Raw genomic sequence first — 21,809 nt, forward strand, 5'->3', positions numbered from 1 at the left:
AATATTTAGTAGAAGAACCAAGTGCAGACGATTTAATCGATGAAGATGAGCTTGATGATGCCCTAGATGTCGATGACATCGACTCACTATTAGATGAAGCTCAAGAAGAGCCTGAATCTGAAGAGTTGGTTGAAGAGTCAATTGAAGAACCTAGTGTAGACGACTTAATTGACGAAGATGAGCTTGATCATGATTTAGATGTCGATGACATCGACTCATTACTTGATGAAGATGCTAGTGATGAGCAGGACTCTGACGTTGATGATGAGCTTGAAGAGCTTATTCAGCAAACAAATGAGCTGAAGCAAGACACTGAAGCGCAGATATCGGATTTAAGTCATGAACAGAGTGACAGTGCAGAGCATGATGAGAATCTACAAGAGTCGCTAGAAGATTTAGCCGATGCTGATCAAGCGGTTGATGACATGAATGTTGAATCGATTGCATCAGAGTTGGTTGATGATGCGGATGATAGTGACGAAGTTGATATCGATGAGGCGCTTAATCAAGAGTTTAATGAAGATAGCGATGAGCTATTAGATGAAGATGATAGCCTTGACGAATTTGATGATCCGTCACTGAAAAGTGTCGATGAGTTATTAAATGAAATTGGCGAAGAAGATGATTATGTTGAAGCTCCAGATTGGTCAATAGATGAACCAGAGCAAGGCATAGAAGAAGTTGAAATTGATTTAGGCGATGATCCGCTAGCAGATGAAGACCTAACTGATGAATTTGATTTAACCGCCGACGAAGAGCCGTTACAGCAAGATACCGTGACTCCTAGCCAAGAGCTAGAAGAGTATCCAGAGCTTGAGCTAGATGAAGCCGGTTTTGAATTGGATGAATCTGATGAAGACACTTCTAATGAGTTAGATGAAGATGCACCATTACAGTTAAGTCAGGCAGAGCAAGACCTTGCTAATTCATTAGCAACGGGTAATGAGCTTGATCAGCTAGACGATGATTTTGATGATGAGATCTTGCTTGATAATGAATTTACAGAAGATGATGTTCTTGATCCTGAGGACGACTTATCGGATCAATCACAGAGTGAAGGCACAACAGAGTTAACGAGCGAAGCGCCAATTGACGATGAGGTGGCTGATAGCCAAGACGAATTAGAAGAGTTCCCTGAATTCGAATTGGACGATATTGAACTTGATGATGCCCGAGAAGCTGAGCAAACATTAGCTGATATCGAGTCTAATTTATCTGACGAGGCTGATTTAAGTGAGCTGTCAGACGATGAAATCGATGATGATTTTATGGCCGACCTTACTCAAACAGACTTTGATGCGCTGTTAAATGAACTAGCAGAGCCAGACGAAGCAGATATCAGTGATGCCAGTGAGTTCGATGTTGATTTTAATGCACTATTAAATGAAGACTTACAGGGTGAAAGCGAACAGCCAGTTGCACCTGAAGTACAGGCATTAGATACCGAGGAGCAAACTACTTCAACGGATGAGTTTGTAGATATCGATTCATTACTTGAACAAAGTGACGATGAAGCACTCGACCATGAACCTTATGATGAGGTTGATATGGATGTAGGGCTGAGTGATTTTAACGACTTACTAGCAGGTGATAACCCAACTGATGTTGATGCCGAAAGTGGTGGTTACTCAGCAAAACTGGACTTAGCTCGGGCATATATCGAAATAGACGACTTTGATGCAGCGCTCCAAGCCATTGAAGATGTTATTGCCAATGGCCCAGAGGAAGTGCAAGAAGAAGCACAATCACTTAAAGCTAAAATTAGCGAGTAATAAGTAAAACTAACCAATAATAAACCGAGCTAACTTCAACTAGCTCGGTTTTTTGTATCTAAGCGAAGGTTATTGTTTGTCTTGTAAGCGACGCGCTTTGAAATCAGACTCGGCTTTCCACTTAGGCCAATCGCCGTTATCAGCAAGTTTGGCAGCAATATCAACAATCAGTTCAATATCTTGCTCAACACCGCCCATAGACCAATCTGCAGAATAGTCGTCAGCTTCTTTATGATATTTGTGCGCGATATAATCAGGATCTGTATCACCTAAACTCATAAATAGTAAGCTAGGCACGCCTTGTTTAGCTAGAGAGAAGTGATCAGAGCGGAAGAACAAACCATTTTGAGGACGCGGGTCCATTTTTACATGACGACCTTGTGCTTTCGCTGCATCTGCAAGGTAGTCTTCCATTTCAGACATGCCTTTACCGTATTGTAATATGTAGTCAACGCCGTCTAGCACGTTCATACCATCAATATTAAGCAGCGCGACCATTTGCTTGGTTGGTACAATCTCGCCAGTTGCGAATTGCTCTGAGCCAATAAGCCCTGTTTCTTCAGCCGTAAAGTTGGCAAAGATAATAGAGCGTTTAAATGGTTTTTTCTTATGCATTTCAGTAAGAATACGGGCTATTTCAACCGTTGCTGCGCTACCTGATGCGTTATCAACAGCACCATTGTAGATTTTCACACCGTCATCAGTTTGCTTGGTGCCAAAGTGGTCCCAGTGCGCACCAATTACAATGTACTCATCAGGGGTTTCGCTACCTTTAAGCGTTGCAACAACATTATGCGATTGCGCTTGAGAGATATCACTTTTCAGTGTCAGCGCTGCTTTCGCTTTTAAGTCGACAGGTTTAAAGTCAGCTTTTAGTGCGTTGGCTTTTTCAGTTTGATAATCAAGGCCTGCTTGAGCAAAAATTTCATTTGCCGCTTGTTCGTCAATCCAACCCATTACAGGGATGTCAGAAGCATTTTTATCTTGGTCGATTAAGGTATATTTGCTACCCGTGTTCGAGCTTTCTACAACGCCCCAAGGGTATGCGGCAGGAGCAGTTTCGTGAACGATAAATACTGCTTTTGCACCTTGGCGAGCACCTTCTTCATACTTGTAAGTCCAACGACCGTAATAGGTCATAGCATTACCGGTGAAAAGCGCGTCGTCTTGGGTGGCAAACCCAGGATCATTAACAAGCACGATAATTGTTTTGTCTTTTACATCAATATCAGCAAAGTCATCCCAATTATATTCAGGTGCATTAATACCGTAGCCAACAAACACAACATCAGAGCCGTCGATGTTGATCTCAGGGTTAATTTGCTGCGTACGGGCGGTAAAATCACTGCCAGCATTAAAGCTTAAATCACCCACTTGTAAGGTCATGTTTTGATCTGGAGTGAGTTTTGCCATGGTAACTGGCTGTAAAAACTCACCATTAAAACTACCGCTTAAGCCGAGTTTTTTATATTCATCGGCTAAATAGTTAATAGTGAGCGTTTCGCCTTCAGTTAAAGGGCCACGGCCTAAGAATTCATCAGAGGCGAGGGTTTTAATATGTGAGCGTACATTGGCAATGTTTACGGCTGCATTGCTTTCAGTGTTTGGTTCATCAGTGCTTGTTGTTGGTTGCTCAGAGCAGCCAAATAAACCAATTGCAAGTGCCAAGCTTGCATACTTAAGGTGAGTTGTCATAGTTTTTCTGGTTGATTGCACAGGGTTTCACTATATGGGACGCGAAGGGGGGCTGTCCAGAAAGAGTCTACAAATAACTAATTATTCAGGATGAAAGGATAATAATGCACCTTTCATCCTGTCAATTTTACCACCACGCTTTATCAATCGCCGTATCTTGAATTTTAAATACCTCTCCAACTAGCGGAGTACTCAGTGATACTTGCTCTTGTCCTGCTTTTTTAGCGACACGTTTAAGTGGGTCATACCAAGCATGAAAGGCCAGATCGAATGTACCATTATGCACTGGCACCATCACATCACCTTGTAAATCGAGGTGAGCTTGTACTGATTGTTCTGGTGTCATGTGAATGTCAGCCCAATCTTTGTCGTAAGCACCGGTTTCAATAAAAGTGATATCAAATGGCCCATAGCGATTACCAATTTCTTTAAAGCCAGCAAAATAACCAGAGTCACCGCTAAAATAAAAGCGCTTGTCATTTACTTTAATAGCCCAAGAGCCCCAAAGAGTTTTATTGCCATCTGTTAAACCTCGGCCAGAAAAGTGCTGGGTTGGTGTAAATACAATTTGGCTATTTGCCATATTTTGCTCTTGCCACCAATCAAAACTATGGACTTTTTGTTCATCAACTCCCCATTTTTTCAGGTCGTTTTCGACTCCTAATGGCACATAAAAAGAATCTGTTTTATCAACAAGCTGTTTAATCGCCGCTTTATCTAAGTGATCATAATGGTTGTGCGAAATAAATACCTTGGCAATGTTTGGTAACTCTTTAATGCTGATAGGTGTTGGCTGAAAGCGCTTTGGCCCCATGAATGAAAAAGGCGAAGCGCGCTCTGAAAATACCGGATCAAATAGCCAGTATTCGCCATACACTTTCGCTAAAATAGAGGAGTGACCTAATTTTACAAAATGCACTGTGTCATTAGATAAATGCTCAAGCTGTGCATGAGAAACAGAATGCATAGGCAGTTCACCTGTTGGCTCTGCATCAATTTTCTTTTCAGTAATAAAGCGTTTGAAGATACCTAGCGTTTTCTTAAAGCTGGGTCTTTCTACCTCGGCGCTATTGTGGAACTTGCCATCAGATAACTGCGCAGAGTGGCTGTTATCACTCACGCCTTCAGCGGCTAATTGATTATTCATAATAAACACTCCTATCACGATGCATAGAGTGGCGATTGCGAGCCATTTTAGAAATTTCATATCGTCACCATAAGTAAACTACACGGTGTAGTTTTTCATGGTTTGCTATAAAAGTAAACTATCTAGTGCATTTTTTATTTTTGCGTTACACTAGTGACCCTTATCGGAGGGGTCCATGAAATTATCACAGAGAAAACGATTAGATATTTTGAATGCAGCTGAAACATTGTTTTTTCAGCAGGGCGTTGAGCATACCAGTATGGATCAGGTTGCAAGCTTAGCAGGTGCCTCAAAACGTACCGTCTACAATCACTTTGAAAATAAAGATGTGTTGTTTCAAGCAATTCTAGTGTTTATGTTTGAAAAAGTCCGCCAAGAACAAGCGGTTGTATTTGATGCCGCTGTGCCAATTGCACAGCAGTTAACACGCATTGCTGAACAAGAAGTGGCACTTTTGACCTCTGAAGAGTTTTTAAAAGTAGCGAAAGTCGCTTTCATGCAGATGTTACAGCAGCCTGATTTAGCAAAATCATTAGCCAGTAATAACATGGGCTGTATGCAAGACCTGGTGGCGTTTTTAGAAGCAGGTGTGCAAGCACAGGTTTTAACGATTGATGATGTTGAGTTTGCAGCAAAACAGTTTGTGTATCAGTTAAAGTCGCTGATCTTTTATCCGTTGCTGTATGGCTTTGAGCGCCAAGAAGGCGACTCGGATAACAAAGTAATAAGCGAAACTGTAAAAATGTTCTTAGCGCGTTATGGGCGCTGATATTTTGGAACATAAAAAAGCCCGCTTAATGCGGGCTTTTAAATAGTTGTAAAAGTATTACTTCACTTCTTTACCAGCTGCTTGTTGGTCAGCATGGTAGCTTGAGCGAACAAATGGACCACAGGCCGCATGTGTAAAGCCAATTTCGTCTGCATAATCTTTTAAAGCATCAAACTCTGCTGGCGGCACATAGCGTTTAACCGGTAAGTGGTGCTTAGAAGGTTGTAGGTATTGACCTACCGTTAGCATATCAACGTTATGCTCGCGTAAATCACGTAATACTTCTTCGATTTCGCTAATTTCTTCACCTAAACCTACCATCAAACCAGATTTAGTTTTCACTTCTGGATGTGCTTCTTTAAAGCGGCGTAACAACTCAAGTGACCATTTATAGTCAGCACCTGGACGCGCTAATTTGTATAAACGCGGTGCTGTTTCTAGGTTGTGGTTAAATACATCTGGCGGCGTCTCGATTAAGATATCAAGGGCTCTGTCCATACGACCACGGAAGTCAGGTACTAGAATTTCAATCGTGATTTCTGGGTTGTGCTTACGAATTTCACGAATACAGTCAGCAAAGTGCTGTGCACCACCATCACGTAAATCATCACGGTCTACTGACGTGATTACAACATAGCTTAGCTTCATGTCTTTAATAGTCAGCGCTAGCTTTTCTGGCTCAGCTGCGTCTGGTTTTAATGGACGGCCATGGGCAACATCACAGAACGGACAACGACGAGTACAAATAGCACCTAAGATCATGAAAGTCGCGGTACCATGGTTGAAACATTCAGATAGGTTAGGGCACGAAGCCTCTTCACACACTGAGTGTAAACCATGTTTACGCATCGCTTGTTTAATACCATCAATACGTTCAGTTGATTTTGGTAAGCGAATTTTTAGCCACTCTGGCTTACGCAGCATTTCGTTTTTTTCAGTAGGTAAAACTTTAACTGGGATCAGAGCCATTTTTTCTGCATCACGCAGTTTTACGCCTGGTTCCATTTTGACTGGTTTATTCATTCGTTTTCAAACCCTTCAGTGTGCTTAACCACAGTAGCATTAAGCTTTTTAATCATGTGTTTTACAAGCCCTGCACCTGCTTGCTCGAGGTTTTGCGGACCGTTAAGATCGGTTGTTTGCACCATGTTCATACCAGCATAGCCGCATGGATTAATACGTAAGAATGGACTTAGATCCATACTTACATTTAGTGCTAAACCGTGGAAAGAGCAACCGCGGCGAACGCGAAGGCCTAATGAGGCAACTTTGCTGTCGTTAACGTAAACACCGGGTGCATCCGCTTTCGCGTAGGCATCAATGTCGTAGTCTTTTAACGTATCAATAATGCACTCTTCAAGCCAGGTTACTAGCTCCCTTACACCAATGTTTAAACGACGTAAGTTGAATAGCACATACATCATTTGTTGGCCTGGTCCGTGATAGGTAACTTGACCACCACGATCCACTTGGATCACTTCGATATCACCGGTATTTAATAAGTGCTCAGCTTTGCCTGCTTGGCCTTGCGTAAATACTGGCTCGTGCTCTACCAGCCAAATTTCATCTGCTGTGTGCTCATCACGGGTGTCGGTAAAAGATTGCATTTTTTGCCAAATTGGCATGTAACGCTGACGACCTAATTGACGAACGATTAATTCTCTTTCGCTCACGAGTTACTCCGTAATCGGCCTATAGCATGTGACGTACGTCATCGATGTTGCTGATCACGTTATAAATTTCTTCGATGTGCTCTTTACTTGTAACGGTTGCTACAAGCGTTACAGATTCGTAATTACCTTTGCTGCTTGGTTTTACCTTTGGCGCATAATCGCCAGGTGCAATTGGTTGCAGCTTTTCTAGGATCTGATCTGTTAGATTTACGTTAGCTAAGCCCATGATTTTAAATGTGAATGGGCAAGGGAAATCTAAATACTCATCAAACTTAGTATTTTTTACAGGTTGAACCACGACGGTGACTCCTCAAACAGTGAGTGTGCTTAATAGAGGTGTTCTCTGCCATTTCTTGGCGTTAAGCAAACTTAGATTACGACGCACTCGACCCAGCGCGACTGATATGGGGCGCATTCTATCATTTTTCAGACAAAAAAAAACGCCTTGCGGTGCAAGGCGTTTATAAACTTTATGACCAGATTACTGAATTTGTAAACGTAGGTAATCGTAGATCTTGCTAAAGAAGCTGCCTTCTTCCACTTCTTCTAGTGTAACTAGTGGATATTGTGCAATTTCTTCACCTTCAAGCTGTAAGAATAGCGTGCCTACTTTAGTACCTTTTGCAAGCGGTGCTTCTAGTGTTTTATCAAGTTCGAAGTTCGCTTTTAAGTTTTTACGCTGACCACGTGGAATAGTAATAGGTGTATCTTCTAAGATACCTAACGATACGTTTTCTTTGTTACCCATCCAAATACGTTGCTCAGCAAAGCTGTCGCCTGCTTTATATGGCGTGATTGTTTCGAAAAAGCGGAAACCGTAGTTCAATAGTTTTTTGCTTTCAACTTTACGAGCACGTTCGCTTTCTGTGCCCATTACTACCGCGATTAAACGCATGTCATCTTTAGTTGCAGAAGTTACTAAGCTATAACCCGCTTCTGATGTATGGCCAGTTTTAATACCGTCAACGTTCATGCTTTCATCCCATAACAATGAGTTACGGTTGTATTGCTTGATGCCGTTAAAAGTGAATGATTTTTTCGCGTATACTTCGTACTCATCAGGTACATCACGAATAAGTGCAGCACCTAAGGTTGCCATATCACGTGGTGTCGTGAAGTGTTCGTTAGTATCTAAACCATGGCTATTTACGAAGTGGCTGTTAGTCATGCCAAGCTTTTCAGCGTGGGCATTCATTAAATCAGCAAATGCGCTTTCACTACCAGCAATGTGTTCTGCCATTGCTACACAGGCATCGTTACCCGATTGAATAATTATACCGTGGTTTAAGTCATCAACGCTGATCTGCTTACCGACTTCGATAAACATTTTTGATGATTCAGGGAAGTTCTTTGCCCAGGCTTTTTCACTGACTGTAACCATATCAGTTGGTGCAATATTACCTGCTTTTATTTCAGTACCAATTACATAACTGGTCATCATTTTGGTTAAACTAGCCGGTGCTAATTTTGTATCTGCTTCGCCTTCGGCAATCACTTTACCTGTGGTGAAATCAACCAAGAAATAACCTTTCGCATTAACTTGAGGTGGGGCAGGGATAATTTGGGCTGTTGCAGAAAATACGCTAGCAGTGCAAACAAGGCCACAAACGCCACTTAAGATTTTATATTTTATAGATTTCATCGTACTCATTAATGGTTAAAGTTAAACATGTTGCGTTGACCTATTCTAAAGGTCTTACTCACTGTAAAGCAAGAACGCGTTCTGAAATTGGTTTTGTTTTAGCTTTTCTAAAACTGCTTGTGCTTCTGCGGCATCTTTTATTGGACCAAGACGTAATCGATAGATTCCATCTTTTTCAACAATGTTTGTTGGCACATGATATTGCTGACGAAGTTGAAACGCGAGCGCTTCAACATTAGCAAGAGTACTTCCCGCTGCAACCTGAATGTAGCTTAAACGAGGGGCAGAATTGGCAAGGGTAACAGCCTCAACCTTAACACGGGCTGTACCTTGTCGGTAATAACCTAATTTATAGGCCGCAGAATAAGATAAATCGATAATTCGGTCATCATGAAATGGGCCACGGTCGTTTACGCGAACAATTACTGATTTTCCGTTATCTAAATTTGTTACTCTGGCAAAGCTCGGTAGCGGCAGTGTTTTATGAGCTGCTGTCATCGCAAACATATCGTACACTTCGCCGTTTGAGGTGTGATAATTGTGAAACTTTCGACCATACCACGAAGCAATGCCTTCTTCAGAGTAGCCAGTTTCATCTAACATCGGCGTGTAGCGTTTACCACGGACTTCGTAAGGGCGACTAGCGCTTGCGCTTTTAACAACCGGGGTGACTATGGCATCTTGCATTTCAAGTTCGGTTGGTTTTCGAAGCGGGGCTGCATCATGCTCCATAGCATAACGGCCTTGCTGAGATGAAGAGCTACATGCTGCTAGCAGCACAGAAAATAACGCTATAAGTAAGTAATTGACTCGCTGTGTCATTATTTTAAAAGCATCCTTTTATCGGTGGCGATAGACATGATAATGCCAAATCCGGCCATCAAGGTCACCATTGAGGTGCCACCATAACTTATTAGAGGTAACGGAACACCTACTACAGGCAGTAAGCCCGAAACCATGCCAATATTTACAAATACATAAACAAAGAAGGTCAGTGTTAATGCGCCGGCAAGCAGTTTACCAAACGCATCTTGCGCGTTTACCGCAATATATAAGCCACGACCAATAATAAACAAGTACATACAAAGTAATAAACAAACCCCGAACAGGCCAAACTCTTCGCTCAGTACAGAAAAAATAAAATCGGTATGACGCTCAGGTAAAAACTCTAATTGTGATTGGGTACCTTGCAGCCAGCCTTTACCCTCAATGCCGCCAGAACCTATTGCAATTTTCGATTGAATTATGTGGTAACCCGAGCCAAGCGGGTCGCTTTCAGGATCTAAAAAGGTCAGTACCCGTTGTTTTTGATAATCAAGCATCACGTAATGCCAAAACGGCCATGCTGCCAAACCAACAGTAGCAGATAAAAAGCCAATAAGGCGCCAACTTAGTCCAGATAAAAACAATACAAATATCCCTGAACTGGCAATCAAAATAGAGGTACCTAAGTCGGGTTGCTCTTTAATTAAAATGGTTGGCACCATTACAATCGCAAAGCCAATAATTAAATGGATGATTCTTGGCGGTAAATGGTTACGCCCGATATACCATGCAACCATCATTGGCACGGCTATTTTCATTAGCTCTGACGGCTGGAAGCGGGTAACACCTAAGTCAAGCCAGCGCTGTGCACCTTTTGAACTAACCCCAAATAACAACACCCCAACCAGCATTAAAAGCCCCACGCAGTAGAGCGGAATAACCATACTCTTTAATGTGTTAGGTGAAAACTGCGCGAGTATAAACATACCTAAGATAGCGCCAAACATACGTGTTGCGTGGCGTATCATCATTGCAGAGTCTTGGCCGCTGGCACTGTATACAATAGCAAGGCTGGCTACCATCATCGTCATAAGGGCGATAAGAAGTGGTAAATCGAGGTGTAGGCGCTGCCAAATTGAGCGTTTTTTATTTAAAGGGATCATGGCGCGTCACTTTGGGCTATTTGAATCGGGTTCGCTGAGAAGTAGTAATCCATTAATTGACGCGCAATAGGCGCACCAACTGTACTACCACCACCGGTGTTTTCAACCACCACAGAGACCACAATTTGTGGATCGTTATAGGGTGCAAAACCAACATAGATAGCGTTATCACGTTGGCGCTCTTTAAGTGATTTTGCGTCGTAACGCTCACCTTGAGCAATACTCACAACCTGAGCAGTACCTGTTTTACCTGCTGGGTCATAATTCGCCCCTTTAAATGCTTTATGAGCAGTACCTGTGACTTTATGTACGGTGTTGTGCATCGCATCTAGCGCAATTTGCCAATGATGAGGATTTTTTAATACTACAGGTGGCTTTTCATCATTATTAATTTGCGTTACTTCGTTTTCTTTTTTAGCGACTTGTACAAGGTGCGGAGGATGATCGAGTCCACGGTTCACTAAGATGTTGGTTGCATTAGCTATTTGCATCGGTGTTGCGGTCCAATAACCTTGGCCGATACCTACAGAAATGGTGTCGCCGCGCCACCATGATTCTCTAAAGCGGGCTTCTTTCCATTCTCGCGATGGCATAATGGCAGATGTTTCTTCATGAATATCGATTCCAGAGAGTTCGCCAAAGCCAAACTGCGTCATAAAGTCACTGATTTTGGTGATCCCTAAACGGTAAGCAACATCGTAAAAATAGGTATCGCATGACTCTTCAATAGCACGATAAACATCAACATGACCATGGCCCCAACGTTTCCAGTCTCGCCATTTATGCTCAACGTTAGGAATTTGGAAAAAGCCCGGATCCCAAATTTGTGTTTGCTCGGTTACCAGTCCTTCTTCAAGGGCAAGGATCGACATATGAGGTTTTACTGTAGAGGCAGGTGCATAACGCCCTTGCGTGGTCCGGTTAATTAGCGGTCGGTCTGGGTTTAACAACTTTTTGTAATCTGTGCTGCTGATACCATGGACAAATAAATTCGGGTCATAACTTGGGTTGGAGTAAAGCGCTAAAACGCCGCCATCTTTAGCATCAAGCACTACAATGGCACCACGCATGTCTTTTAAGGCATGTTGAGCAATTTGTTGTAAGCCTATATCGAGAGTGAGTACTAAGTCGTGACCAGGCTCAGGTGGCGTGAGGCTTAAAGTGCGGATAACTCGGCCACGGTTATTCACTTCAACGCGCTGCGAACCAACCACACCATGAAGAAGTTCTTCGTAATACTTTTCGATACCCAGCTTACCAATGTCGTGGGTTGCACGGTAGTTCGTTGCTTGGTCTTCTGCTTCCAGTTTGGTGAGTTCTTTTTTGTTGAGTTTGGCAACATAACCTAGGGCATGGGTAAGGGTATCACCATAAGGGTAATAGCGAGCTAAACGCGCTTCGATACTAAAGCCAGGAAACTTATGCTGATTAACCGAGAACTTTGCAACTTCGGTTTCGTCTAAACGGGCTTTTAATACTTGGCTTTTAAAGCGGCGATTGTGCTTAATGTCATCTAGAAAGTCAGCTTTTTGTTGCTCAGTTATTTTAATAACTTTTTCAACTTCGCTCAGTGCCTCTTCAAGGTTATCAACTTCCTCGGGTATTACTTCTAAATTATAAACAGGTTTGTTTTCAGCCAGTAATACGCCATTTCTGTCGTAAATAAGCCCACGGTTAGGGGCAATTGGAATAACTTTGATGCGGTTATCGTTCGAACGTGTTTGATAATCTTGATGTTCGATAACTTGGATGTTGTATAGGTTAGATAACAACACACCAATTAACAGTGTAACAAACACAAAACCCACAAATGCTCGGCGAGCAAACAAGTTTGCTTCAGCCGAGTGGTCTCGAATCGTGGGTCTGTGTTTTCGCATTGGCTTTACTACTCGCGATGATAAGGGTGGTTGTTATTCAAGCTCCAGCCTCGGTATAGGCTTTCTGCAACAATGATGCGCACTAGCGGGTGCGGTAGTGTCAGGTTTGATAATGACCACTTTTGCTCAGACGCTGCAATACACTCAGGTGCTAAGCCTTCTGGTCCACCAATCAATAAGCTAACATCGCGACCATCAAGCTGCCACTTTTCCATACTTTTTGCCAGCTGATGGGTATCCATTGGTTTACCCGTCACCTCTAGCGTTACAATGCGGTTACCTTTAGGGATCGCAGCTAGGGTCTTTTCGCCTTCAAGTTGTAAAATACGTTTGATATCCGCATTTTTACCACGTTTACCTGCGGGGATTTCAATTAGCTCAAGGGGCATATCACGCGGGAAGCGACGTTGATATTCTGTGAATCCGGTTTCAACCCATGCTGGCATTTTGGTGCCAACAGCAATCAATTGTATTTTCAAAATGGTTACCTATGTCCTTGCTAAGGGTTAGCCCCAAAGTTTCTCTAGATCATAGAAGTCGCGAGTTTGGTCTTGCATAACATGCACAACCACATCACCTAGGTCTACAAGCACCCATTCACCTTCGTTTTGGCCTTCGTAACCGAGAGGTTCTTCACCAGCATGGCGTGCTTCTTTAGCAACATGATCAGCAATAGATTGTACATGGCGTTTAGAGTTACCTGAGCACACTAACATGTAATCAGTAATGTCAGACTTACCACGAACATCAAGCTGTACCACATCACGGGCTTTCATATCGTCGACTTTATCAAGGGCAAATGCGAGTAGTTGTTTAGAATCCAAAGTGTTTTCTCAAAAATAAATAATCTTAATTTGTTATTTTATCACGCAGGCAGTATTTATTCATCTGTTTGGTAAAGATGATGCCGCGCAATGTATTGACTTACAGAGGTAGGTAAAAGTTCCGCTATATCATTATTTAAATGCAGCTTTTTTCTTATTTCGCTTGAGGCGGCATTAACTTGTATGCCATTTAAAAAGAATAACTTACCAGCAGGGGCTTGTTGTAGCTGGCTAAGTTGCTCTGTTAAGGCATGTGCCTTATAAGTGGCCAGTTCTCCAGCAACTTGGCAGTGTTGCCCCGGACGTTGGTACACCACAATATGACATAGTTTGACAATCTCTTGCCATTTAAACCATTTATCTAGGCTATTGAATGAGTCCATACCAATTAAAAACATAATCGGTGCTGATGGGTTTTCTGCACGAAGCTCTTCTAAACTCAGCAAAGAATAAGACGCACCTTCTCGGTTTAGTTCGCGGTAATCGATAGCAAAATGCGGATTGTCGTCAATCGCAAGTTTTAGCATGTTTATACGATGCTCATCACTTATTCCTGGCTTGGCTTTATGAGCAGGGATAGCGCAAGGCATGAAGTAAAGGGTATCGAGTTGGCACTGCTGAACACACTGCTGGGCCATATTAATATGACCTAAGTGAATTGGATCAAAGGTGCCACCAAAAATAGCAATCATCAATTGTTACTCTTAGTCAAAGACCGGGTGGCAAGGTAAAGGTATCGCCACAGGTTGGCAAAACACTAAGCATATTTGCATTAATGCTTGGTAGGGGGCTACAAGGTTGCCTTGTTTATATGCGGCATCAAACTGAGCTAATTGTTTGGTAATTTGTTCGAGTACTTGGATGTTCAAGCGGTTTAAGGCCTGTTGTACAACAGCTTGTTGGTTTTTCCAAATATTATACTTTTTGTATAAATCAGCCATATTGGCACCATTCAAGCGCCCATGTTGCATTGCCAGTAAGTTAGCTGCTTCTTTATTGATGGCCCAAAAAATACTCATGGCTTCAGTGTTATCGGCAGCCAGTTTAGTCATTACTTTAACTGCTTGTTCGGCGTGGCCATTTAATAAAGCATCACTCAAATCAAAAATATCAAATTTTGACTGATTTAGTAGCCCTTGCATCACAGCTTGTTGGTCAATTAGCTCACTACCATAAAGCAAAGATAGCTTTTCTAACTCTTGATGACAGGCAAGTAAATTTCCTTCTGTGGCATCAATTAAGCTTTGTTTCGCGTTGTTATGAAGGTTTAAGTTTAAACGGTAGCATTGCTCATCTAACCAGCGGCTCAGGTGATTACCTGTTAATGGGTAACAAGGAACAAATAAGCCTTGCTTATCGAGGGCTTTAAACCAAGCACTGCGTTGAATATCTTGGCTGGCTTTGGCGCCTTTTAAAACCAAAATAGTATCGGGGTTAGCAAGCTCAACAAGCTGCTTAAAGATTTGGCTGCCTTGCGCACCAGGTTTTTGCTCGTTTAAATCAAACTCAATTAAGGTACGAGCGCTGAACAGTGACATACTTTGATATTGAGCAACAATTTCTTGCCAATCAAAACCCGGCATTAAGGTAAATTTGATTACCTCGTCAAAGCCTTGCTGTTTAGCTACTTGACGAATTTGCATGATGCACTGAGCAATTTGGTAAGGCTCTTCACCAAACACCATGTAAAAAGGCGCGAGGCCTTTTTTTAACTGGCTAGGAAGCTGGTTTGCATAACAACGCATTACAGTTGTGATAGCTCACGAACAATACGACGACTCGCTTGCTTACGAATTTCGCCTAATAGCAAATCAAGCTCTTTTGCTTTTGCAAGGGCATTGTCTGGGTCGTCTTGGTAGTTACGATACAATTCAAAGCTTTGATTTATGGCTTTTTGTCCAGGGCGCTTGAGGGTATAGCTTACGCTATAGGCAAGTTCATATTCAGCAACCTGACCATTATCAAATAATGACAAGATTTGACGCTCTAAGCGGTCTTTGTGAATCTTTAACTCAGGGTGTTTACCAACTTGGTTAAGCTCAACTTTACTCGCAATCAGTTCTTTTTCGACTAATTCGAATAAGGCTGACTTTTCATCATCACCAACAAGGGTGATTACTTTCAAGTCGTCAGGCAAGTTAGAGGCTTTCTTTAAGTGAAAGCCACAACTTGTCAGCAGTAAACAGACTAGCGCAAGGGCTAGTCCGTTTTTCAGTGCATGAAGCGCTGCCATCTTAGTTAGCAACCACGTTAAGTAGTTTGCCAGGTACGTAAATTACTTTACGGATAGTCGCGCCTTCAGTGAACTTAGTCACGTTTTCTTCAGCAAATGCTAATGCTTCAACTTGCTCTTTGGTTGCATCTGCAGGCACTGTTAACTTAGCACGTAGCTTACCGTTAACTTGTACAATGATTAGCTTCTCATCTTCAACAAGTGCTGACTCATCAACTGTTGGCCATGCTGCATCTAAGATGTCGCCTTCTTTGCCAAGGTCTTGCCATAACTGGTGACACATGTGCGGTGTGATAGGCGCAAGCATGATAAGTAATGCTTCAAGTGCTTCGTTAGCAATTGCCACATCTTGTTTATCAGCAAGTGGTGCTTTAAGTAACTTGTTCGAGATTTCCATGATTGCAGCGATTGCAGTGTTGAATGTTTGACGACGCTCAACGTCATCAGTCACTTTTGCAATTGCTTTATGAAGTTCACGGCGAAGTACTTTTTGGTCGTTATTTAACGCTGATTTATCAAGCGCTTGATAACCTACTGTTTCAACATCAACAGCGTATTTCCAAATACGTTTTAAGAAACGCATTGCACCTTCAACACCTGAATCAGACCATTCAAGTGTTTGCTCTGGTGGTGCAGTGAACATCATGAATAAACGAACTGTATCTGCACCGTACTGGGCGATAACTTGTTGCGGATCGATACCGTTGTTTTTCGATTTCGACATTTTGCTCATGCCCGCAGAAAATACCGGCTCGCCATCTTCTTTGTGCCACGCTTTAACAACACGACCTTTGTCGTCTGTTTCAGTTTGAACGTCTGTTGGTGAAATCCAGATATCACCGCCTTTCTCATCTTTACGATAGAAAGTATCAGCTAGTACCATGCCTTGACATAATAAGCGCTCAAATGGCTCATCTGAGTTTACTAAACCAAAGTCACGTAATAGTTTGTGGAAGAAACGCGAGTAAAGTAAGTGCAAGATCGCATGCTCAATACCACCAATGTATTGGTTTACTGGTAACCAGTAATTTGCTGCACCTGGCTCGATCATGCCTTCGTCAAAACGTGGGCTACAGTAACGAGCGTAGTACCAAGACGACTCCATGAAGGTATCGAAGGTATCTGTTTCGTGGAATGCAGGCGCGCCATTTACCGTTGTTTTAGCCCACTCAGGATCAGCTTTGATTGGTGAAGTCACACCATTCATTACTACGTCTTCTGGTAAGCGAACGGGTAGCATGTCTTCTGTTGCTGCAAGCTCATCACCATTTTCGTCGCTAAGCATTGGAATTGGAGAACCCCAGTAACGCTGACGGCTAACACCCCAGTCACGTAGACGGAAATTAACTTTACGCTCACCTACACCCAGCGCTTCTAGTTTGTCTGCAACGGCATTAAACGCTGCTTCAAACTCAAGACCATCGAACTCACCAGAGTTAACTAACACACCTTTTTCTGTGTAAGCTTGGTTGTCTAAATCAACCGTTTCTTCAGAACCTGCAGCTGGTGCGATAACTTGAGCAATTTCAAGGCCATAAGCTGATGCGAACTCGTAGTCACGTTGGTCATGTGCAGGAACAGCCATAACTGCGCCTGAGCCGTAATCCATTAATACAAAGTTAGCAACCCAAATTGGTACTTGCTTACCTGTTAATGGATGAATCGCATAAAAGCCAGTTGCAATGCCTTTTTTGTCCATGGTTGCCATGTCTGCTTCAGCGATTTTCGTGTTTTTACACTCATCAACAAACATAGCTACAGCGTCGCTGTTTTTAGCGGCTTCTTGTGCAATTGGGTGACCGGCAGCAACTGCTACGTACGTCACACCCATGAAGGTATCTGGGCGTGTTGTATAAACACTGAATGTGTCTTCGTTATCAGCACGCTTAAATTCGATTTCTAAACCTTCAGAGCGACCAATCCAGTTGCGCTGCATGGTTTTAACTTGCTCAGGCCAGTGGTCAAGTTTATCTAAATCGTCTAGTAGCTCTTGTGCGTAATCAGTGATTTTGATGAACCATTGTGGAATTTCTTTTTGCTCAACAATTGCACCTGAACGCCAACCACGACCATCAATAACTTGTTCGTTAGCAAGTACAGTTTGGTCAACTGGATCCCAGTTTACTGTTGACATCTTTTTGTATACTAAGCCTTTTTCGTAAAGCTTAGTGAAGAACCACTGTTCCCACTTGTAGTATTCTGGGTGACATGTTGCGATTTCACGATCCCAGTCGTAACCAAAGCCTAATTGCTTTAACTGGTCGCGCATGTAATCGATGTTTTCGTAAGTCCACTTAGCAGGGGCAGTGTTATTTTTGATTGCCGCATTTTCAGCAGGTAGACCAAACGCATCCCAACCCATAGGTTGCATTACGTTTTTGCCTTGCAAGCGTTGGAAGCGTGATACTACGTCACCAATGGTGTAGTTACGAACGTGACCCATGTGGAGTCGGCCGCTTGGGTATGGGAACATAGATAGACAGTAATACTTTTCTTTGCTCTCATCTTCAGTGACTTTAAATACTTGGTTTTCTTCCCAGTAGGCTTGTACTTTTGACTCAATGTCTTGCGGGTTATATTGCTCTTGCATCTACGATTCCAGACTTCTTGCAAATTAATAAAAAATTGTCGATAAGGATAACCCAAAATACATGCTAATCACAGCGGCAAATAGGCGCTTTTGTTAATTTTCCAAGGAAATATATTTTCAGGGCAGGTTAACCTATACTCAACTAGAATAACGGTTGATTTTTCATCATTTTTGAAGGAGTAAACGATGGCAGATTATAAATCTTGGTTGAGCGATTTAAGTGCATGGCTCAAAGACGTAAAAGATCATGAGCTAAAAGATGCAATGGAAAAATTTGTTGAATCAGAGCAGGCACTTAAAGACTTAGGGCAAGAAAAGCTCAATCAGTATCGTGACTATCTACAACGCGATATCGACCACATCAAAGAAAACGACAGTCACTATGATTCACTCGCATGGCTCGAGCTTAAAGAGTCGCTTTGGTACGAGTTATCGCACATTGAAGATAAAACTCAGCTCGAATGGCAGGCCTTAAACCAAGATTTTCAACACAATGGTGTTTATCAGGAAGGAGAATGGATAGCCATGGGCACATTAGTATGTAAAAATTGTCAGCATAGTTACGATGTTTACCATGCTACGCAAATTACTCCTTGTACTGAATGTGGCGGTATTTATTTTCGCCGTAAGGCATTACAACCTTAATCAGTGACGCAGGCTTGTGCTGGGCGTTACCTATAATGCCCAGTCAAGACTGGGAAATAAGAAGTTAGAATGACAAAAAAACTAATCCCTCTACCTATTTCTGCGTTAGCGCCTAAGATTGCCGCAAGTCATGTTGCGACTTGTATGCAAAACCCATATCCAGAAGCGTTGCCATTTATTGGTCAACAACGTGCACAAAGTGCCCTCGACTTTTCACTCGGAATGGAATTACCGGGTTACAATGTTTATGTGATGGGTGAAGCGGCTCATGGTCGTTACACCTTAGTAAAAGACAAACTCACAGCCCATTCAAAAGACCGCCCAACGCCTAATGAGTGGTTGTATGTTAACAACTATGATGACCACCGCGAGCCAATCGCGTTATTCATGCAAGCAGGTCAATCAAAGCAGTTAGCTGACGATATAGATTCATTTATCGACGAAGTACTCGATACATTCCCAGCAGCTTTTGATAACCCGGGTTATCAACGCAAGAAAAAATCAATCGACCGTGAGTTTACCGATACTTACGATGCGGCAATTACTGCTGTTGAAATTGCAGCTCTTGAGCAAAGTGTGGCACTGATTGAAGAAAATGGTGTTGTGGGATTTGCGCCTTTAGTGAATGGTAAACAATTGAGCGACAGTGAATTTTCAGCCCTTGATGAGCCATTGCGTATCGAATTTTATGAGGTTATCGAAAAGCTTGAAGATGCGTTAATCGAAGCATTAATTGAGCTTCCTCGTTGGAAACGAGAGTCATCTGAAAAACTGCGTAACCTTAAAAAATCAACTGCTGAGCTTGCCACTAAGCCACTCATTAAAGCCCTTGAACATAAATACGCGACGCACATCGGTGTGTTGCGTTATTTAAAAGATATTCGTGAAGAAATCATTGATGCGGTACTTGAATGGCTCGACGATGATGAAAACGACGAAAATAAAGAAGACTTTGACCGTAAAGGGATGCTCACAGACTTCTTTGCGCCAAATATTCTAGTCGAATACAAAGAGGACGATGCAGCCCCTGTGGTGTATGAGCCAAACCCGACCTTTGGCAATATTTTCGGCAAAATTGAATATGCGACCTCACAAGGCTCGCTTATCACCAGTTACCGTTCAATTCAGCCAGGTGCACTGCACCGTGCTAATGGTGGCTATTTGATTATGGATGCTGAAAAAGTCATGGCGAACCCACAAGTGTGGGATGGCCTTAAGCTTTCTCTAAAAACGCATCAAATCAAAAACGACTTACCTTATCAAGACAGCTCTGTGGGAAGTAGCTTTACGTTACGTCCGCAGCTTATTCCTCTTGATGTAAAAATAGTGCTGCTAGGCTCTCGCGACCTTTATTACACCATAGGTGAATATGACGAAGAGTTTGCAGAGCTATTCCGTGTCCTTGCTGACTTTGATTATTACTTACCAAGTAGCGATAAACTGCAATATCAGTTCATTACCAAGGTAACTGAATATTGTCAGCAAACACTTAATTGCACCGTAAATGAAGCTGCAATGGCAAGATTATTAAAGTTTAGTTATCGCCAAGCTGAGCACCATAACAAGCTCTCAGCTCGCTTTGCAGATGTATTAGAGTTAGTGGCAGAAGCCAGTTTTTATGCCAAACAAGATGGCCAAACCGTGATTGATGCTCATCACATAGATGAAGCCATTGTTGGTAAGCAATACCGCACAGGGCAAATTTCAGAAACTATGCTGAGTGATATCAAAGAAGGGCAAATTTTAATTGCAACCGAAGGTCACGCAGTGGGCAAAGTAAATGGCTTAACTGTGCTGCACATTGGCGATACCTCATTTGGTACACCTGCACGCATAACAGCCACTGTATACGCAGGTGCAGATGGCGTAATTGACGTTGAACGTGAAGCCGAGCTGGGTAAAGCCATTCACTCAAAAGGGGTGATGCTGTTAACCGGTTACTTAGGTAATAAGTATGCTCAGCAATTTAGCCTAACGCTCAGTGCCAATATCGCAATAGAGCAAAGCTATGGCTACATCGACGGTGATAGCGCCTCATTAGCAGAGCTGTGCGCGCTTATATCAGCCATTACGAACTTACCTATTAGCCAATCTATTGCACTGACAGGGTCAATTAACCAGCATGGTGATGTGCAATCAATTGGTGGCGTAAACGAGAAAATAGAAGGCTTCTTCAAACTTTGCAAAATGCGAGGCTTAACCGGTGAGCAAGGGGTGATTATTCCTAAATCAAACCAAGTTAATTTAGTGCTTGATGACGAAGTACTCGATGCCGTTGAAAAAGGGCGCTTTAATATTTATGCCGTTGAAACGGTTGATCAAGCTCTCAGCTTATTAATGGATAAAGACGCAGGTGAAATGACCGCAGAAGGTTACCCTGAAGGCTCTATTAACGCGCTAGCCTTAGCAAGGCTTGCCAATATTGCAGATATCGTAAATGGCGACAATGATGATGAGAAGGACGCAGAATGATTAATTTAATACTTTTACTGATCATTGGTATTTTTTGTTTTTTAATCTTTAAAAACAGCAAAAAGGCGAAGCTACAAGCCCTTGAAAATGAAAAACTCGCTGCGGACTTTTTAGCGAATAACAGTAAAGCCGATGATGTTCATGAAACCGCATCTGGGCTGCAATACAAAATTGAGCAAAGTTCAGGTAATGACACAAAGCCAAGTGCAACCAGTAAAGTAAAGGTTCACTATCACGGTACGCTTATGGATGGCAGTGTTTTTGACAGTTCAGTGGTAAGAAACTCACCAATTAGCTTTGGTCTAAACCAAGTCATTGCAGGCTGGACCGAAGGCTTACAACTCATGAGCGAAGGAGATAAATTTACCTTTTATATCCCGCCTCAGCTTGCTTACGGCCGTAAACGCGTCGGCAGCATTCCAGCAGGCTCGCTACTTATATTTGATGTAGAGCTGATAACTGTAGAATCTTAAAGAATATTTGTACTGCTTTTTTAGAGTTAACGTTCACAACTTGTTTTCAGTTCGGCTACTTGATATCGT

20 protein-coding genes are annotated in these 21,809 nt (G+C 42.5%); 5 read left to right on the forward strand and 15 right to left on the reverse strand.

The annotated features are described in order from the left end of the window. Positions 1–1,772: FimV/HubP family polar landmark protein (locus tag CWB80_RS18300; RefSeq protein ID WP_283235114.1), on the forward strand; the 1,772-nt coding region annotated here is incomplete at its 5' end. 69 nt (positions 1,773–1,841) lie between these two features. On the opposite strand, the gene CWB80_RS18305 is transcribed toward CWB80_RS18300, so the two are convergent. Both CWB80_RS18305 and CWB80_RS18310 read right to left on the reverse strand, forming a co-directional pair. Continuing rightward, complete coding sequence (locus tag CWB80_RS18305) at positions 1,842–3,467, reverse strand: M28 family metallopeptidase (protein ID WP_138602644.1); 1,626 nt, start codon at positions 3,465–3,467, stop codon at positions 1,842–1,844. 127 nt (positions 3,468–3,594) lie between these two features. Then, complete coding sequence (locus CWB80_RS18310) at positions 3,595–4,614, reverse strand: MBL fold metallo-hydrolase (protein WP_249362647.1); 1,020 nt, start codon at positions 4,612–4,614, stop codon at positions 3,595–3,597. 175 nt (positions 4,615–4,789) lie between these two features. On the opposite strand from CWB80_RS18310, the gene CWB80_RS18315 reads away from it, so the two are divergent. Next, entirely contained in the window at positions 4,790–5,383 is a 594-nt protein-coding gene (locus CWB80_RS18315) for a TetR/AcrR family transcriptional regulator (RefSeq protein WP_062564346.1), read from the forward strand. Positions 5,384–5,440: 57 nt separating this feature from the next. Here CWB80_RS18315 and lipA read toward each other — a convergent pair whose 3' ends face one another. The 13 genes from lipA to leuS form a co-directional block, all read right to left on the reverse strand. Next, positions 5,441–6,406 (reverse strand): lipoyl synthase, encoded by a 966-nt coding sequence (lipA, locus tag CWB80_RS18320; protein ID WP_138602638.1) that lies wholly within the window; start codon positions 6,404–6,406, stop codon positions 5,441–5,443. Then, positions 6,403–7,056: a lipoyl(octanoyl) transferase LipB gene (lipB, locus tag CWB80_RS18325; RefSeq protein ID WP_082389180.1), complete on the reverse strand. Its 654-nt coding sequence runs from the start codon at positions 7,054–7,056 to the stop codon at positions 6,403–6,405. The genes lipA and lipB overlap by 4 nt, the downstream gene beginning before the upstream one ends. A 19-nt stretch (positions 7,057–7,075) precedes the next feature. Further along, positions 7,076–7,354 carry a DUF493 family protein YbeD gene (ybeD, locus tag CWB80_RS18330; RefSeq protein WP_054551674.1) on the reverse strand — a complete coding sequence of 93 codons (279 nt, stop codon included), beginning with the start codon at positions 7,352–7,354 and terminating at the stop codon, positions 7,076–7,078. Positions 7,355–7,537: 183 nt separating this feature from the next. Beyond that, complete coding sequence (locus tag CWB80_RS18335) at positions 7,538–8,698, reverse strand: serine hydrolase (protein WP_054551673.1); 1,161 nt, start codon at positions 8,696–8,698, stop codon at positions 7,538–7,540. A gap of 54 nt (positions 8,699–8,752) precedes the next feature. Further along, complete coding sequence (locus CWB80_RS18340; protein WP_063527804.1) at positions 8,753–9,520, reverse strand: septal ring lytic transglycosylase RlpA family protein; 768 nt, start codon at positions 9,518–9,520, stop codon at positions 8,753–8,755. Beyond that, positions 9,520–10,626: a rod shape-determining protein RodA gene (rodA, locus tag CWB80_RS18345; RefSeq protein ID WP_054551671.1), complete on the reverse strand. Its 1,107-nt coding sequence runs from the start codon at positions 10,624–10,626 to the stop codon at positions 9,520–9,522. Before rodA ends, CWB80_RS18340 begins: the two co-directional genes overlap by 1 nt. After that, positions 10,623–12,503: a penicillin-binding protein 2 gene (mrdA, locus tag CWB80_RS18350; protein WP_138602636.1), complete on the reverse strand. Its 1,881-nt coding sequence runs from the start codon at positions 12,501–12,503 to the stop codon at positions 10,623–10,625. Before mrdA ends, rodA begins: the two co-directional genes overlap by 4 nt. 8 nt (positions 12,504–12,511) lie before the next feature. Beyond that, a complete protein-coding gene (gene rlmH / locus CWB80_RS18355) occupies positions 12,512–12,982 on the reverse strand; it encodes a 23S rRNA (pseudouridine(1915)-N(3))-methyltransferase RlmH (RefSeq protein WP_036967350.1) in 471 nt (156 codons plus the stop codon). A 27-nt stretch (positions 12,983–13,009) separates the two neighbouring features. Beyond that, positions 13,010–13,327 carry a ribosome silencing factor gene (gene rsfS / locus CWB80_RS18360; protein ID WP_054551669.1) on the reverse strand — a complete coding sequence of 106 codons (318 nt, stop codon included), beginning with the start codon at positions 13,325–13,327 and terminating at the stop codon, positions 13,010–13,012. 56 nt (positions 13,328–13,383) lie between these two features. After that, on the reverse strand, positions 13,384–14,019 hold the full coding sequence (gene nadD / locus CWB80_RS18365; protein ID WP_138602642.1) for a nicotinate-nucleotide adenylyltransferase: 636 nt from the start codon (positions 14,017–14,019) through the stop codon (positions 13,384–13,386). Between the two features lie 12 nt (positions 14,020–14,031). Next, a complete protein-coding gene (gene holA / locus CWB80_RS18370) occupies positions 14,032–15,072 on the reverse strand; it encodes a DNA polymerase III subunit delta (protein ID WP_138602634.1) in 1,041 nt (346 codons plus the stop codon). Beyond that, positions 15,072–15,560, reverse strand: coding sequence for an LPS-assembly lipoprotein LptE (locus CWB80_RS18375; RefSeq protein ID WP_138602632.1), 489 nt, complete (start codon positions 15,558–15,560; stop codon positions 15,072–15,074). Before CWB80_RS18375 ends, holA begins: the two co-directional genes overlap by 1 nt. A gap of 1 nt (position 15,561) precedes the next feature. After that, the gene (gene leuS / locus CWB80_RS18380) at positions 15,562–18,150 is read right to left on the reverse strand and encodes a leucine--tRNA ligase (protein WP_138602630.1); all 2,589 of its coding nucleotides are present in this window, start codon (positions 18,148–18,150) and stop codon (positions 15,562–15,564) included. 186 nt (positions 18,151–18,336) lie between these two features. Here leuS and CWB80_RS18385 point away from each other — a divergent pair, with 186 nt between their 5' ends. The 3 genes from CWB80_RS18385 (at position 18,337) to bamJ (ending at position 21,740) form a co-directional block, all read left to right on the forward strand. After that, complete coding sequence (locus tag CWB80_RS18385; protein ID WP_054551664.1) at positions 18,337–18,795, forward strand: zinc ribbon-containing protein; 459 nt, start codon at positions 18,337–18,339, stop codon at positions 18,793–18,795. 69 nt (positions 18,796–18,864) lie between these two features. Beyond that, a complete protein-coding gene (locus tag CWB80_RS18390) occupies positions 18,865–21,267 on the forward strand; it encodes a Lon protease family protein (RefSeq protein WP_138602628.1) in 2,403 nt (800 codons plus the stop codon). Beyond that, entirely contained in the window at positions 21,264–21,740 is a 477-nt protein-coding gene (bamJ, locus tag CWB80_RS18395) for a BamJ family beta-barrel-assembly machinery protein (RefSeq protein ID WP_138602625.1), read from the forward strand. Before CWB80_RS18390 ends, bamJ begins: the two co-directional genes overlap by 4 nt. Positions 21,741–21,809 lie beyond the last annotated feature (69 nt).

Origin of the sequence: Pseudoalteromonas sp. S1650, from assembly GCF_005887195.1 — a bacterium.
In the GTDB taxonomy this organism is placed as follows: Bacteria; Pseudomonadota; Gammaproteobacteria; order Enterobacterales; family Alteromonadaceae; genus Pseudoalteromonas; species Pseudoalteromonas simplex.

Bases quoted from the DNA above. Each gene is read 5' to 3' on its own strand.
- CWB80_RS18385 (WP_054551664.1), top strand. From the start codon at position 18,337: ATGGCAGATTATAAATCTTGGTTGAGCGATTTAAGTGCATGGCTCAAA.
- CWB80_RS18305 (WP_138602644.1), bottom strand. From the start codon at position 3,467: ATGACAACTCACCTTAAGTATGCAAGCTTGGCACTTGCAATTGGTTTA.
- holA (WP_138602634.1), bottom strand. From the start codon at position 15,072: ATGCGTTGTTATGCAAACCAGCTTCCTAGCCAGTTAAAAAAAGGCCTC.
- CWB80_RS18315 (WP_062564346.1), top strand. From the start codon at position 4,790: ATGAAATTATCACAGAGAAAACGATTAGATATTTTGAATGCAGCTGAA.
- CWB80_RS18390 (WP_138602628.1), top strand. From the start codon at position 18,865: ATGACAAAAAAACTAATCCCTCTACCTATTTCTGCGTTAGCGCCTAAG.
- lipA (WP_138602638.1), bottom strand. From the start codon at position 6,406: ATGAATAAACCAGTCAAAATGGAACCAGGCGTAAAACTGCGTGATGCA.
- CWB80_RS18375 (WP_138602632.1), bottom strand. From the start codon at position 15,560: ATGGCAGCGCTTCATGCACTGAAAAACGGACTAGCCCTTGCGCTAGTC.
- CWB80_RS18340 (WP_063527804.1), bottom strand. From the start codon at position 9,520: ATGACACAGCGAGTCAATTACTTACTTATAGCGTTATTTTCTGTGCTG.
- rodA (WP_054551671.1), bottom strand. From the start codon at position 10,626: ATGATCCCTTTAAATAAAAAACGCTCAATTTGGCAGCGCCTACACCTC.
- CWB80_RS18335 (WP_054551673.1), bottom strand. From the start codon at position 8,698: ATGAAATCTATAAAATATAAAATCTTAAGTGGCGTTTGTGGCCTTGTT.
- bamJ (WP_138602625.1), top strand. From the start codon at position 21,264: ATGATTAATTTAATACTTTTACTGATCATTGGTATTTTTTGTTTTTTA.
- mrdA (WP_138602636.1), bottom strand. From the start codon at position 12,503: ATGCGAAAACACAGACCCACGATTCGAGACCACTCGGCTGAAGCAAAC.
- nadD (WP_138602642.1), bottom strand. From the start codon at position 14,019: ATGATTGCTATTTTTGGTGGCACCTTTGATCCAATTCACTTAGGTCAT.
- leuS (WP_138602630.1), bottom strand. From the start codon at position 18,150: ATGCAAGAGCAATATAACCCGCAAGACATTGAGTCAAAAGTACAAGCC.
- CWB80_RS18310 (WP_249362647.1), bottom strand. From the start codon at position 4,614: ATGAATAATCAATTAGCCGCTGAAGGCGTGAGTGATAACAGCCACTCT.